Source organism: Anabaena sp. FACHB-1237 (genome assembly GCF_014696225.1).
Lineage (GTDB): Bacteria > Cyanobacteriota > Cyanobacteriia > Cyanobacteriales > Nostocaceae > FACHB-1237.
The window spans coordinates 193521-209387 of record NZ_JACJPV010000003.1 but is presented as its reverse complement, the minus strand read 5'-3'; the positions used below and the strand labels follow the sequence as shown (position 1 = coordinate 209387).

General features: G+C 31.8%; 14 protein-coding genes and 1 pseudogene. 3 read left to right on the top strand and 12 right to left on the bottom strand.

The annotated features are described in order from the left end of the window. Together H6F32_RS02745 and polA are read right to left on the bottom strand one after the other, a co-directional pair. Positions 1–1499 (bottom strand): annotated as a pseudogene (locus H6F32_RS02745) (type II restriction endonuclease); the annotation flags it as partial. A gap of 332 nt (positions 1500–1831) precedes the next feature. Further along, positions 1832–4801: a DNA polymerase I gene (gene polA, locus H6F32_RS02735; protein ID WP_190367800.1), complete on the bottom strand. Its 2970-nt coding sequence runs from the start codon at positions 4799–4801 to the stop codon at positions 1832–1834. Positions 4802–4963: 162 nt separating this feature from the next. On the opposite strand from polA, the gene H6F32_RS02730 reads away from it, so the two are divergent. From H6F32_RS02730 to H6F32_RS02720, 3 genes are all read left to right on the top strand, one after another. Beyond that, complete coding sequence (locus tag H6F32_RS02730; protein WP_242031027.1) at positions 4964–5824, top strand: Cof-type HAD-IIB family hydrolase; 861 nt, start codon at positions 4964–4966, stop codon at positions 5822–5824. A 250-nt stretch (positions 5825–6074) separates the two neighbouring features. Next, positions 6075–6329, top strand: a complete 255-nt coding sequence (locus H6F32_RS02725; protein WP_190367798.1) for a DUF4258 domain-containing protein — start codon at positions 6075–6077, stop codon at positions 6327–6329. Between the two features lie 13 nt (positions 6330–6342). Beyond that, positions 6343–6573, top strand: a complete 231-nt coding sequence (locus H6F32_RS02720) for a DUF2283 domain-containing protein (protein ID WP_190367797.1) — start codon at positions 6343–6345, stop codon at positions 6571–6573. 61 nt (positions 6574–6634) lie between these two features. Here the strand turns inward: H6F32_RS02720 and H6F32_RS02715 are convergent, their stop codons facing one another. The 10 genes from H6F32_RS02715 to H6F32_RS02670 form a co-directional block, all read right to left on the bottom strand. Continuing rightward, positions 6635–7078, bottom strand: coding sequence for a type II toxin-antitoxin system VapC family toxin (locus tag H6F32_RS02715; protein WP_190367796.1), 444 nt, complete (start codon positions 7076–7078; stop codon positions 6635–6637). Further along, entirely contained in the window at positions 7075–7311 is a 237-nt protein-coding gene (locus tag H6F32_RS02710; protein ID WP_190367795.1) for a type II toxin-antitoxin system Phd/YefM family antitoxin, read from the bottom strand. The genes H6F32_RS02715 and H6F32_RS02710 overlap by 4 nt, the downstream gene beginning before the upstream one ends. A 326-nt stretch (positions 7312–7637) precedes the next feature. Then, complete coding sequence (locus H6F32_RS02705; protein ID WP_190367794.1) at positions 7638–7793, bottom strand: hypothetical protein; 156 nt, start codon at positions 7791–7793, stop codon at positions 7638–7640. A gap of 90 nt (positions 7794–7883) precedes the next feature. Then, complete coding sequence (locus H6F32_RS02700) at positions 7884–8048, bottom strand: hypothetical protein (protein WP_190367793.1); 165 nt, start codon at positions 8046–8048, stop codon at positions 7884–7886. 261 nt (positions 8049–8309) lie between these two features. Then, positions 8310–8747, bottom strand: a complete 438-nt coding sequence (locus H6F32_RS02695) for a DUF1036 domain-containing protein (RefSeq protein ID WP_190367792.1) — start codon at positions 8745–8747, stop codon at positions 8310–8312. A gap of 675 nt (positions 8748–9422) precedes the next feature. Continuing rightward, positions 9423–9731: a hypothetical protein gene (locus H6F32_RS02690; RefSeq protein ID WP_190367791.1), complete on the bottom strand. Its 309-nt coding sequence runs from the start codon at positions 9729–9731 to the stop codon at positions 9423–9425. A 194-nt stretch (positions 9732–9925) separates the two neighbouring features. Continuing rightward, a complete protein-coding gene (locus H6F32_RS02685; RefSeq protein WP_190367790.1) occupies positions 9926–10462 on the bottom strand; it encodes a GNAT family N-acetyltransferase in 537 nt (178 codons plus the stop codon). A gap of 125 nt (positions 10463–10587) precedes the next feature. Next, positions 10588–12720, bottom strand: coding sequence for an AAA-like domain-containing protein (locus H6F32_RS02680; RefSeq protein ID WP_190367789.1), 2133 nt, complete (start codon positions 12718–12720; stop codon positions 10588–10590). 121 nt (positions 12721–12841) lie between these two features. Continuing rightward, positions 12842–14206, bottom strand: a complete 1365-nt coding sequence (locus tag H6F32_RS02675) for an AAA-like domain-containing protein (protein ID WP_190367788.1) — start codon at positions 14204–14206, stop codon at positions 12842–12844. A 516-nt stretch (positions 14207–14722) separates the two neighbouring features. After that, positions 14723–15757, bottom strand: a complete 1035-nt coding sequence (locus tag H6F32_RS02670; protein WP_190367787.1) for a helix-turn-helix transcriptional regulator — start codon at positions 15755–15757, stop codon at positions 14723–14725. Positions 15758–15867 lie beyond the last annotated feature (110 nt).

Below are 15867 nucleotides of genomic sequence, written 5' to 3'. Positions count from 1 at the left end.
ATATACATAGTAATAAAACCAGGAGTAAAGAAAGAACCATCTTTATAACCATTAATTTTCTCAAAGATTAAACCTAATACAGCAGCATTAATTAACCTTTTATTTTCTTCCTGAATTTCTTCCCCAGCGTCACTACCAAAATTGTAAGCATTGAGAAAAGCAAACAGATATTCTAAAGTATTAATTTCTCCAGTAAGTTTTTTACCATTGTTATCTTTTAAAATCGTACCTGTAAAAATCGGTAATTTCTCATTTTCTAAGTTACTAATCACAATAGTTTCTTGTTCAAGTTCTGTAGGTTCAAATAAAGAACTATTCAAATAAGGAACATAAGCAAATCTTTCTTGTAATTTCTGACTTCTTTCCTGTGGTTTACGCGCTAAAACACTAAAAAATAGACTATTGAGATCATCATAATTTGCAACTTTTTCTAAATTCAAAAATCCCCAAGACAAATCATTTTTATGATATCTAATTAATTGAGATTCCAATAATTTTAAAAATAAGATTCTATTCATCCAAGTAATCGCTAATTGTAAACCTATATTAAAAAGTTGTTCTTGATAAGTTTCTCCAAATTGTTCTGGTTTTTCTAAACGAGAAATTTTATCTAAACTATCAATTTGAGAAATAGCATTTTCTATTAATGAACCAATACTTCTATCATGTTCTTTTTTGCGCTGAATTAACTTTTTACCACCTTCCTTAGTTTCTACCAAACCGATAATATGTAATAATTCACTGTAAAAACCCTTATCAAGAGTATTACTATCATTAGTAAAAGGTAATTTTAATAAATGTTCTGGAGAAAATAGTTTAAACAGGGAAATTAACTTATGTTCATCTGGATGTTTACCAGGTTGTAAATATTCCTGATAGTCTCTAATATCAAAATGGGTAAATATAATTTTATCGGTAATTTCAGTAATAGCAGGTTGGGCAATTTCTTTATAGAAAAATTCAGTTTTTTTACTAGTTAATCTTCCTTCTTCAAAATCATTAAATTGTTTAAGAAAAGACTTATTTTCAACAAATAACTTTTCAAACATCTGAGCGTCAAAAATAAACCATTCATAAATATTAGTAGCAATTAAATATTTAATTTCTAAATTTTTCTCTAGGATACGTTCTCTCAGAAAATACAAAACTAATTCCTGAAATGCTTTAGTATTGAGATTGTCCTCCTTTAACATTTCACCTTTATTATTTGGCTTTTTAAATTCTAAAATTACCCCTACATTACTTTTAGCATCTTTACCATTATGAATAACTAAATCATTTTTACCCTTAGTATTAATAAAATGATTGGCACCATAAAAAGTATGCTTTAAAAAATCAGAAATGAGATTTTTATGAAATTCCTCAGATTCTGCTTCATTTATTCTATTAAGTAGATTTTGTAGATGAGTTTTAAAATTTTCAATGTCATTTCTAAAGGGGTTAATTTTCAGAAATGCTTTATTTAAAGCTACTCTAGGCTGTAATTTTAGTAAATTCATTTTTTGTACACCTTGATATTGATTATATTTTGATTACATTTAGTTTAGCACAGTGTATGATACAAGTCAAAAGCTCGATAGTTATAGATAAACATTCTTTCAGGAAAGTCTTTATCATATTGACTTTGTACTTCAATATGAATTAAAATCCAAACTACTTGATTATCTAATAACCAAACTTGAAATAGTGTATCTGCATGGCGTTTTTTGGTTTTTGCAGATGCAGTATCTCAAGATAGAAAATGCCAGGAATGGCTGAAAATAGTCTGCTATAACCTCTTTTCAAGTTTCATGATAATTAGCAGTTAATTCCGTCTTTAAAAAGTTTTATATTACTTCGTCTCCATCCAATTATCCCCCGCACGTACATCCACCACTAAAGGAACACTTAAACTTACTGCATTTTCCATCACAGACTTAATTTGTACCTGCAATTCTTCACACTCATTTTTCGGAACTTCCAACACCAATTCATCATGTACTTGTAACAACAACCGCGCTTGATATTGCTGTAAAACCTTCGCTAATTGTACCATTGCTACCTTAATAATATCCGCACTAGAACCCTGAATTGGTGCATTAGCAGCAGCACGTAATAAACCCGCATCATACACACCTAAATTTTTCAAACTACTCAAATCAATATCATCAATATCTCTACCTTTTAACTCCCTTAACTTATTATTTGTAAACTCAAAATAACGTCTTCTTCCTAAAATTGTTTCCACATAACCTTGAGAAATAGCTTGTTTTTTCACCTTCTCCAAATATTCAAAAACCTTAGCATATCTTTGATTAAATCTCTCAATAAATAACTTCGCTTCCTTCTGTTCTATACCAGTTTCCCGTGCGAATTTTTGCGCTCCCATACCATAAATTACCCCAAAATTAATCGTCTTAGCAAATCTTCTTTCTTCTGCGGTAACTTCCTCCTTTTCAAACACTAACCTAGCTGTAACTTTATGAATATCCTCATTTTGTTGATAAGCAGAAATTAACACAGGTTCTTGACTCAAATGTGCTAAAATCCTTAATTCAATCTGAGAATAATCAGCAGCTATCATTAACCAATTAGACTCAGGTAAAAATGCCTTTCTAATTTGCCGACTAAAAGCGGTTTTAATGGGAATATTTTGCAAATTAGGATGGGAAGAAGATAACCTTCCGGTAGAAGTTGCAGTTTGATTAAAATCAGTATGTAATCTGTGACTTACAGGATGTACTAACGCTGGTAGAGCATCCACATAAGTAGATTTTAACTTGGCTAAAGTACGATATTCAATAATTGCATTGACAAACCCAGTATTATCCACTTCTTGTAATTTTTCTAAAGTTGCTGCATCGGTAGAAAAACCACTTTGAATTTTTCGAGAATATTTGGTACTTAAACCCAATTTATCAAACAAAATATAACTCAATTGTTTAGGAGAACCTAAATTAAATTTTTCTCCTGCTAAACTAATTGCAGTATCTTCTAACTTAGCTAAATCTATTTCTAACTGTTGCGAAAGTTCTTTTAAATAATCAGAATTTATTCGCACTCCAGTATATTCCATTTCTGCTAAAACAGCTTCTAATGGTTGTTCAACTTCTAACAGTAATTTATATAATTCTGGAGTTTTTTGTAACTTACTTTGTAATTTTTCCACTAACCCATAAGTTGTATAAACATCCATACCACAATAATCAGCAACAGATATAATATCTATATCCGCAATGGTTTTACCTTTGGGAACTAAATCTGTATAACTTTTAGCAGTTAATCCTAATTCTCTCATCCCTAAATCTGTTAAATTATGACTATGATCAGGATTAATCACATAACTAGCTAACATCGTATCCAACACAACTCCATTTAAATTAATTCCCTGACATTTGAAAATTAATCTATCAAACTTAGCATTTTGTAAAACTTTGGGATATTCCGCACTCTCTAAAATTGGTCGCAGTTTTGTTAATACTAAATCTTTGCTTAAATTACCTCCCATTTTATGCCCAACAGGAATATAAGCCACATCTTCCGGTTTTTTTCCCCAACAACAACCAATTCCTACTAATTCCGCGTTTCTGGGTTCTAAGTCTGTTGTTTCTGTATCCCATGCTGTGGGTTTTTTGGGGTTAGTTAATGTTTGTAATAATGCAACTAATTCAATTAATTTCTCTTCTGTATTAATGATATTTGGGTTAATTGGTGAATTTAATCTTTCTGATTTTTTAAAGTTGCGAGTTTCTTCCGCACTCCAAAACCAGGTATCTTCATTATTATCAACATCTTCTATTTTTGCAGTAATGACATTTTCTACAACTTCATCATTAATTTCACCATTAAATTTTCTTTGGATATCTTGAATTTGTTCAATAAATTTCTTAAATTCTAACTTCTCAAAAATAGGAATAATGGCATTATTATCAAATCCTTTTAATTCGCAATCTGCTAAATTAATTTCTAAAGGTACATCTACCACTATTGTGGCTAAATAACGTGATTTATAAGCATCTTCCTTACCTGCAATTAATTTTTTTTGTACCGCAGGTTTAATTTTATCCAATTGTTGATAAATATTATCTAAATTTTTATAAGTTGTTAATAGTTCTAAAGCTGTCTTTTCTCCTATGCCTTTAACTCCTGGAATATTATCGGATTTATCACCACATAATGATTTAAAATCTACTACTTGTGTGGGTAAAATGCCAAATTTTTCTAATACTTTCTCGCTATTAAATTCAGTAATACTATAATTAGAACTTTTCCAAGCATGGGGACTAAAATTTAATACAGAAATTCGCTTTTCTGCATCTATTAACTGTAATAAATCTCTATCTCCTGAAAAAATCTTTACTTGATATCCCGCAGCCGAGGCTTGTTGCGCTAAACTCCCTAAAATGTCATCTGCTTCATATCCTGGTACTGTAATAATCGGTAAATTTAAAACTTGCAATAATTCCTGTAAATTCGCTAAATCGGGAATAAAATCTTCCGGTGTCTCTGCCCGACCTGCTTTATAATTTTCATCAGCTTCATGGCGAAAAGTTGGTTCACCTAAATCAAATGCTATGGCGATCGCTTGAGGATTTTCCGTAGTTATTAGTTCCAACAAGCATTTCAGAAAACCGAAACAGATACTAGTAGGAATACCCGTTTTTGTACGCAAACCGCCATCTCTACCTTTAGCAAAAGCAAAGAAAGAACGGAAAGCTAAAGAATGTCCATCAATTAAGATGAATGTAGGATTTGTGGTAATTTCAGAAAGACTGCTCAAATTATTAACCGCAATAGGAAACTGATCTATTGTACCAATCATAGTTCGTAGTTGAGCTTTAGCTCCAAAAAACGAGAAATATACCAGTGGTTGAGCTTTAGCTCCAATAAATTATACAATCAATTATAAATGTGCTAATTATGTGCGACACTTACGTAAGTTATATTTTTGATGAAAAATGTACTTTTACCACAGGATATTTCTATGAACGTTAATGATATTAAACTTTTAGTATTAGATATAGATGGAACAATATCAGGAAAATCTAATACTGTTAGTGCTAAGGTCAGAAAAACTATTGATGCAGTACAAAACAAAGGAATTAAAGTCGCTATAGCAACAGGGAGAATGTATAGTTCAGCTTTGCGGTTTCATCAAGACATAGGTTCTACAATGCCATTAATAGCTTATCAGGGCGCGTGGATTCAAGATCCTCATACACAGGAAATTCATCGTCATTTACCTGTTTCTAGGGAAATTGCCCATCAACTACTAGATTACTTTGAACAGCAACATTTGCGATTCCTACGGAGCGCTTCCCTATCGCTCCTCTCTATCCATTTTTATATCAATGATCAACTTTTTGTCAGAGAAATGACAGAAGATACCAAAAGTTATGGAGAGCGTTGTCAAGTAACACCTATTCCTATTGGCGATTTACGACAAATATTAAATGATGAAAATACTCATGAACCTACAAAAGTTTTAGCTTTATCTAATGATGCTAAATTAATTCAACAACTTTTAGGACAGTTAAGATTAAAATACAAACCATCAGAATTATATATGACCACTTCCGTACCTACATTTTTAGAAGCGACTAATCCTCTTGCTAATAAAGGTACAGCAGTGCGTTACCTAGCAGAAGAAATGTTAGGTTTGCAAAGTCACAATGTGATGGCTATTGGTGATAATTTTAATGATGTGGAAATGTTAAAATATGTTGGTATTGGTGTGGCTATGGGTAATGCACCAGAACCAGTGCAGGCACTAGCTAATTGGGTAGCTCCTGATGTAGAGTTAGATGGAGCAGCTATAGCTATGGAAAAATTTTTACTATCTTAATTTAATTTTCACTTGAGGATTTCGTGGTATTAAATGCCTAGACATCAGAAAGGACACCGACGACTGGCCGTGTTTCGTCTCGGTGTCCTTACTGGTTCGCTCCTCACACTGTTGTAAATATAATTCAAGAGTTGGATTATGTCAATAGGGGAATTGTTAATTAAAGATTAAGAATTTGAATCTCTTGATTGATCAAGTTTTTCTTTTATATAGTATGTGTTGTTGGTAGGAGCAGATTCAAGCAAACGTTATGAAGCCAATTCGTTTTACTAAACACGCTTTATTGCAATGTTTAGAGCGTGGTACGAATGAATTAGAAGTCACTGAAGCAATTCTTAATGGCAATCAAAAGCCAGCCAAGCAAGGTAGACTTGAATATCGTTACGATTTTCAGTTTAATGGAGAATGGCAAGGGCGTTCCTATTCTATTAAACGAGTTTCGCCAATCATTGCCGAAAATGATACAGAGATTGTAGTAATTACTGTATATACATTTTATTTTTGAGGAAAATGACACTATGAAAATTAGTTATGACCAAGAAACTGATTCACTTTATATTCGCCTAGTTGATGGATATCATGAATGTCGTACTTTGCGTTTAAGCGAAGAAATAGCACTAAATATTGGTGCTAGTGAAGTTTTAGTTGGTATAGAAATTCTGGATGCAAAAGAGGTACTGGGATCAGGTCAGTTACCAAAAATTGTGCTAGAGAATATCCCATTTCAGGTTATATCAACAGCAGCTTGAAGCCATAGAAATAGCTTTTGTGACTTAACTACCAGAATATTATCTAATGGTTAAGCTCCTGTTATTGAAAATTGAGATCGGAAGTTAACAAAAGAATATTTATACCTAAAATGGTAGCAGATTGAGCTAATTTCTCATCTGCTGTTACCAGAGAAAAATTATTAATGCTACACACTGCTAAATGTAAAGCATCCAAAGTCCTTAAAGGGAGATCAAACCTGGATATCCAATCTCTAGCTAAACTGTAATGTTGATTTTCCAATAAAACAAGACGATATAAACCTTCATTAAGATGATTTGCAAATAATTCCCTAATTCGTTTAGCGTCATTTTGGGAAACTTCGCCCATTCTTACCCTACGAGATAAAGCAGAAAATAATTCTACCTCAACTAATTGACTAATGATTGGTTGATCTTCTTGTTTTTGTAATAATTGTTCAACAACACTACTTAATTTTTCAGGTACATAATAAGGAACAATGGCACTAGTATCTAAATAAATCAATATCTTTCGTTCTCTCTTTCTTCTAATATTGTGGTACTCATTGTACTCCCTTTTAAAACTATAGATTTTCTAAAAGAGTTTAAACTAGGAAATGCTTTTCTTACCTGCTGAGGAGGAAGAAGACGAGCTACTTCTTTACCTTCTTTCATCAGAACAAATTGCTCACCTTTAGCTACTTGCTCTAGAATATTAGATAAATTTTTAGTAGCTTCTTCAATTGTAATCTGAGTCATAACTATTTTAATATTTTACAAATGTACTCGAATTATATAACAGAGATAGATTTTTTGTAAATTTTATTATACTAATTTCCGTTTAAGTGAGGTACAACAAGAAACGATTAAACGCAGATAAACGCAAATAATTTTGTATTTCATTAGACATTTCCGGTAATTAATGTAGAGACGTTCTATATAACGTCTCTACAAGGGTTTTGGAAAACGCATATTTAATTTTCGGACAGGTCTATTAGACTAGGAAATGCTATAAATTTGAGGATATTTGATTGGTGTTTTTTCCTAAAACCCAGTAAGTATCAAATTAATTAATAGTTAATCCCCTAGTCATTAGGATATAAACCTCCATTGAGAAATTTTTCTTTAAGAACAACTTTTCCATTTTTAGTGATAGTTAAAACTTTGTTAGTAACAGTATAAGTGTATTTACCATTGCGGAATATATATTTTTCTCCTGGTTTAATCTCAGTACCTTTCACTGCAATACGACTACCATCCCTTTTATCTGTTCCAAAATAATATGTGCGTGACTTACTACCACAAATAAAGATTGAGTAGTGCGTTGTTTCTCATCCAAAACCCGCATAGCCTCCGGTTTGTTGCACTTTACCACAAACATCTTTTTGCTGAATAGCTAATGTGGTGTTAGGAGAATTAAGAATTAATCCAGTCGCTAAACATAAGCTCAAAATTGCCACACTACCAATTGTAGATAACTGTTTTTTGATTTTCATACTTAATGAGTCCAATTGTTGATGACTATGCAATAATATATAGACTAAATACCATACATAGGAACAGTATTACCAGATTATTATGAACCACAAAACAAGTCCACAAGTGGTAGAATTAATGGTCAAATTAGTAATCAGGAACTACGAATTTTTCTACGTTTGAGATAAATATTTATTTTAAAAGAGCGATCGCTATCGCTATTCATAGAGATCGCTATTCCAGCATTAGGTTGAGTTGTAGGTATCGGATCAATCTACAGATTAATCTGTTAAACGGAATGTAAAGTTGCGAGCACCACCTGTGTTTACTTCAACAAAACCCATTAAACCTTGATTAGGAGGAAAGCAGTTGTTACGGGTTTTATCAGTTTGTTCCCTTTTAAATCTTCGGCGAAACTGCACCCAATAATTGCAGAAATTGATATCGTCCCCCCATGTGTTACCATCATAGTCTTGTGCATGAACATAATAAGTTCTGTTGCGTAGTTCATGGGGATATACTTCTTGACAAGTTTCCGCAGATACGACGTACCATCCCTGGCTGTACCATTTTCCGCCTTCTGGATATCCAAAGGCAACATGAGCATCTTGCCCTGTATCATTACAAACTCGAAACCAAGCTTTTGCTTCTTGAGGTTTAGCTAATAAAAATCCCACAGCTAAAAGCGGTATGCTGAATGCAGAAAGCAACTTACGCATAAATGAATCCTCCCTAAAAGTAATCAAAAATCAAATTTGCACAAAAACCGCAATCATCGCTAAAAATCAGGCTTGAATCCCTGAAAGCGATACGCCATATTTGGCATTTCCCGTTAATCCACTAAGTCCTAAAATCCTAATAATTGTTTATAAAGAAGATGATATAGCTTTGTATAAAAATTAAAGGTCAGAAAAAGGTCTGATCTTTTTGGTAAGCAAATTTACGTAAACCTTGGTTAAAACAACAAAAAGATTAATGATACTCAAAACACATTTTTCTACGTTTGAGATAAATATTTATTTTAAAAGAGCGATCGCTATCGCTATTCATAGAGATCGCTATTCCAGCGTTAGATTGAGTTGTAGATTAACTAACCTGTTTTCAACCCCACTTATTTATATGATGAATCCTCCCTAAAAGTCATCAAAAATCAAATTCCCACAAAAAAAGATTCCAAAAATTGGACACAGACAATTTTACGCTTGACAGACCACTAGTGATTGCTACTTAGTAAAATATGTAACTTTGGAAAGTCTTGTATTTACTTGATTTCGGTCAATACGAGAACAATTCTAGGATTAGAAGGATCGCCTGTTGGTAGTACGCCAATCAAAACCCATCTATTACCATCTTTACGAAATGTACCAAAACGAGTTGTCGGCTCGTTATTGGGGTTATAGAAAACTAACTTCAATATCCCAGTGATCTTCATTTTGGTTGTAATAACCAGTAATTGTGCCATCTTCATTCAAGCGGATTGAATTTGCAATAGTTGTCCCATTGTCACGTCCAAAACGCCATTTTCTTGATGTTAAAAACGAACGTCTCAATGTACGTTGAGCTAACAGTGTTGGGGTAGTATTTTGAGATGTTTGATTTGTTACTTTAGGCGTTTCAGCTTTAAGATTCTGGGAATTAAACCCAGTTGTTAGTAAAGCAACAACTAAAACTGGCACAGCCGACACAGAAAGCAACTTACCCATGATCAATCTTCCATAATTGTTTATAAAGAAGATGATATAGCTTTGTATAAAAATTAAAGGTCAGAAAAAGGTCAGAAAAGGTCTGATCTTTTTGGTAAGTAAATTTACGTAACCCTTGGTTAAAACAACAAAAAGATTCATGATATTCAAAATTGCTTTATGATTTAATTATATAGATAGGGGTTTAGCACTGATTATTTACTACTGCAATACTTAATTCCATAAACAAAAGTTTTGTGATGATTATAAACTATGGTTTTTCTGATAATTTCCTTAACCCTGTAAAAATTCATCAACCATACAAGAGAATGAGAATAAAATATTAACTTATCTCCATTAGTTATTTGTGGCATTTGTAATAAACTATTAAAAGTCAAAAAATCTAAATCCTGCATCATTTTAATCACAATTTCATTAATACTCATAGTATATATATTTTTCCCCCTAATTATCGCATCCTGACATGATTCATAAAATAACATTTTTCCCAAACCCATACCCCTATACTCTTCCATCACAAATAATGCAGCTATCTTATACCAATTTGCATCAAAATCATAATTTAAACAAGCTCCTACCATCTTACCATGTTCATCTTCCGCAACTATAATATATTCGGCTGATATCCATTCCTTTAATGAATAACCCATAATATTAGGTGTTAGTTTTATTTCTCTAACAAGTAACTCCGCTTCTGCTTTGGTAACTTTTCTTTTGGATATTTTAAACATAAATCAAAGGGTTTAGTGAAAATTTTTCTATTGGCATTATATAACAGTATGCACTTAAATGAGATAGAGAATTTAACTAAAAAACCATACAGGATTTTCAACTCTGTTCCCTGTTCCCTGCTATATCAAGTAGACCATTTGAAATAAGACGTAAACATAAAATAGATAATTTTTAAAATATATATTATACAAATTATCCAAAAGAAAAAATTTGATACAAGAATTTTCTTTAATAAATTTAAAGGATTATACTTTTTTTCAATTTCACTGAAATCACAGTTTAAATTAAATAAAACTTCGTTAGTTTGATCTAATATTTTATTGTATCCTAATAATCCCCATAGAATCAATGTACTTATAGGGGGAACTAAGCTAAATGTAAAAAATAATTGTGTCCATGTATAGGCACTTTTTGAAAAATTACTTGTATTCAATGTAGAAATAGCAATTTGAATCCCTAAAAATAGATTAAGATGCGGTTGAGTTTTTTGAATAAACTCTAAATATATTTGCTTTAATTGCTGAATAATTCTCTGATTAATCACAACAATATCCTCAGCAGTATATTTTTCTGAATCCTTACTAATTTCTCGCAGATAGGTTTTATATTCTTGCATTTTTAAACCAATCCATTTACAATCTTCTATGACAATATTGATACTCAAATTGGCTACAACAGAACCTATACAAATAAAGTTAATTAAGGAATATGGCAAATAACATATATAGGGTAGTAGATAATGATAAAAATATTCATTGTTGCTAACTTGATTATTTCCCAATAATTCATGAGGACCATACCACAAGTGATGAAATAGGACAATAGTTAAAAATATTAAGGCTATAGCAAACATTACCTTGCGTCTGAAAACAAACTTTTTATCCAAAATCAAATGAATGACATCTTGCTTAAATTCATAACCTACTAAATACACTTCTAACATTAATAAAAAACAAGTACGAATAAATTCATATATCACTCCCATCCCATTTTTATTAAATGCAAGCTGCCAAGGTTTACTGTCAATTATCATATATGAAAAAGCTAGTGATGTGACACTAATTACAGCTAGAATAATTCCTATAGTTGCTAATACACCATAACTTAAAAATTTGTTTAAAAATTTGATATTTTTTGCATTAGTATTTATCTCCGATGATGCAGATGTTGACTTGATAAATAATTGCTTATCAATCCAATCTTCATTAAAAACTTTTTCATATATGGGGTTATAAACACTCATTTTCCCTTGTTGATTAACCACTAATCCTGATAATCTTAATGCCATTTTTTCAGGGTTATCATCAGTATCTATACTGTAATTTCTCAATATTTGCCGATAAATTTCCAATCTTGTATAAATCAATTCTTTCTCAGTAACCAGACGATTTCTAATAGTTCTTAAATGTTCCGGTTCATCTTGAAATTCCCAATTTTCAATAATATAATTTTGCACTAAATTATTAATATTAGGTTTTCGGGTTTCAGATTTTTCAATAATTAATTTGCATAATTTTTGAGTGAGAAATGGTTGTCCTCCAGTCCAATATAATATCTGTTCTAAAACTATTTTGGGATCATCTACTTTTTCCAGCAGTCCTTGAGATAAAGATGGAATCACTTCTTGTATTTTGAAACCAGTTAACTCAATTGTTCTACCAATATTAAAAGGTGTACCTGTTTTATCTTTTAAATCTGATGGTGTTACTACTCCCAGTAAACAAAAAGTAACTCGTTTATATTCTGTTTTTTCTGCACGTTGATTATAACAAGCACGAATAAATTCTAAAAATTCATCTTTAGTTTCTCTGTTGATTAAGTTATCAATTTCGTCAATAAAAATTACAATATTTTCGGGTAATGTGGTTAACAAAACCTTGTCAATAAACTGACTTAATCGCTGTACTGGTGACAAAAATTTATGGTTTTCCCACCATTGAGAAAAAGTATATGAATCATCAAAAAAACCAGACCACAATTCAAAGGTTATATCAGCATAAAACTTTTCAGCAGTGGATTCACAACTACCTATACTTGTCATATCAATAGAAGTACATTTTATTCCTGTACATTCAAGTTTTTTTCTGGTTTGTACCCGCAAGCTAGATTTTCCCATTTGTCGGGAATTGAACACACAACAAAAATCTCCATTTTTTAAACCTTGATACAGTTCTTCGTCTGCTTGTCGTTTTACATAGCTGGGAATATCAGATGGTAAACTACCCCCAACTTTGTAATAATTAAAATGGCGTTGCATATTATAGATGTACAGGATTTAAACTGGTATTTTATCACCAATTACTAATTACTAATTACTAATTACCAATCTCAACTAGATGATTAGCAACTTGCATAATTAATATATCACTTTGAGATGGTCAATTTTCTAACCTTTCTCGAAAATACTGTCGGTACAATTCACAGCGAGGTATAACTTGATTATGTTGCCATTTAATTAGCCCGATGCTGTACAATTGATATGCCAGAATAGAATCTAATTGCGCTGGTTCACTACTGTTAATAACCCTGGTAAATGCTGCTGCTAGTTTGGTATTTTCCCTCAGCATTCCTAAAAGTCGACGTAAGTGCTGAGTATAAATTCCGGCATCGGTAGGCGCGTCTTGTAATAACCGTTTGATATTTCCCCACTTTCCGGGAGCAGGTTGAGCGAGGTGATAAAATGCTAATCGCACTAAGTATGGATGACCTCCTATCATAGTCATCAATTGTTGCACTAAACTATGATTCCAATTCAGTTGATGACGCTGTGCTAAATCTTGTACTTGTTCTGCGGTAAACTCAGTTAATTCTACTGGTTCTCCCACATTAAAAGGTGAATGGTTAATATCTAATAATCCATAATTTTCTGTGGAATGTACTACAACTAAGCGCATTTGTTTCCATATATCTCGATTATTAGCTTCTTCATGACAACTTCGCAACAGTCCAAAAAAATCTTGAGCAATTTGAGGGTAGTTAAAAACTCGATCTACTTCATCACAAGCTAACACTAAAGGAGTATTAATTTCTTTAAGAATGTAATTTTGCAGATAAGTTTTACAACTAATTTTACTACCAATTGGCTGCTTCCAAAAATCATCAACACGATCTGTAATACCTAATTCTAGGCTAATGTATGTACAAAACCAACGTAAAAAATTATCTAGGTTGCTAAAGTTTGATTCATCTACATCTTGTATATTTAAGCGTACTGTTAGATAATCATATTTACGTGATTGAGCTAAAATTCTGTCCAGTAGTGAGGTTTTTCCCATTTGTCTTGGTGCTTTGATGCGGATAAGTGCAGCAGGTTGAGCGATCGCTTGATAACATAAAGATTCAATGGTATAATTTTGAGATTCAATAGAGTATCGCTCTACATAAAAAGGAGAATTTAGGGATACTGGGTTATGAGGAAGTTCCAGTCTGTTCATAGATAAGACTATTTGTGGCGTTTTTCGTTTTTCTCTTTCCCGATACAGTGCTTGACGAAAATTACTTTTACTCACTGGTTCTCCTATAATATCTGTGAGCTTTTTCCATAATTTAGCACCAACATCATTTTGAATATATGTAGTAGTTAAATGTAGTTCTGTAGCAATATCTTCATACTTTTTCCCTTCCCAACTTCCTTTGAGTACCTGTACTTCCACATCGGTTAGATGTTTATCAGTATATTTCCAGACAACTTCATCCACAAATTCTTGAATTTGCTCCCAAGATATATCTACTTTGAATGACATAAATAATATACATAAAATCAATGTTTATAATTTTACCGTAATTTGATTATTGGATCAAGCAATTATCCTAATTTATGGCTCATATCCCTGACTTCTTTAAGAAATCGGGGATTTTCTGATTCTACCTTACTTTTCCCTACTTTTTAACTAATCAATATAACTCCCACTTATTTTTTACTACTTATTTTAGTTTAAATTGGTCCTAAACTTAGATAAATATTCCCTATTTTTTAGTGTTTGAATTTTATCTAAATCCACGCATAATAAAAACATCAAATCAAAAGATATGAAACAAGAAACTTAAACAGCGAAATGGGTACCCTCGCTTCTTCTTGATTTATTCATCAATTAATCTTAATGGAGAAACGAGCCATGATATTTACATTATCAATATTATCAATCATAGGAAACAGAATTAATGGTGATGATGAGGATGATGATCCAATCGTTCCGCCCAATTAATATATCAAATATATCAAACAAAAAAACACAGCGATTATCCTAATTATATACCTTTTAAATCGCTGTTTCCATAATATTTCTCATAGCATCAAGTTTCCAAATTTCTAATTCTGGTAAATGAGATCGAACACTTTTTAATTTTTGCTCTTGGGCATAAGATTCCAGGAATTTTCTCCAGAATATTATAGAATTTTCTTTATCTCCTACTGCTGCTTGAACTTGTGCTAATAAGCAATAAGCTGGAGGGTAATCATTTTCCAATTCTAAAGATATGAATAAATGCTGTTTTGCTAGTTCATAAAAAGTTTGCTGAAAATAAGCCCAACCAAGGTTTTTATGTAATGCAGCTTTAACTGTGTGATCTTTAACTTTGGATAAAATTGGCGCAATCATTTCTACAGCAGCAGCACTATTTCCTTGTAAAATTTCCAACCTAGCTAAATTATTAATTGCCGCTTCTCCAGCGCGATTTTGATATCGCATAGCAACTTTATAATGTTCACAAGCTGGAATCCAATGATCTATTTTTTCGTAGGTTGCGCCCAAATTATAATGAGCAGATGCGAAATCATGTTTAAATTCAATTGCCAATTTTAAATAGGATAAAGCTATATTAAAATCACTGTTTAAATAATGTTCATATCCAATTTTATTCAGAGATTTAGCAATTTGTTTTTTCTCCTGTTCATTGCAATTAAAACGTAGGATAAATTTATTAAATTCTTCGTTTATGGGATGATTAACTGATAGCAATTGTAAGATAAAATCGCAGATATTATGATCATTTTTATCGGTTATTGCTTCTATTTGATGTGTAAATTTAAGCTGGTATTCAGTTAATAAATCAGGCTTATATTTAGCAACTAATGTTACTAAGTCTGAGCGTTTATGGCGACGAATATCAGAATTTTCATTACTCAATCCAAATTTTTCACATATTCTTTCAATATGTTTTCTGACTGTAGGTTCTCCAATTTCCATAGCTGCTGCTATATCTGCATCTGTTTCTCCTGCGAGTATCCTTTGCAACACTTCCTTCAGTCTGGTTGTCAGTTTTTCAAATATGAGTTCAAACTGTTCTTGGTTCATTTTGTCATTAGACTCAGTTGATTATATCAGTATCTTATCACGGATGTGACTATTTTTTAGAATTATTTAGAATTATTCTCAACTTCCATCTGTGCCTAAAACAAAGGAAA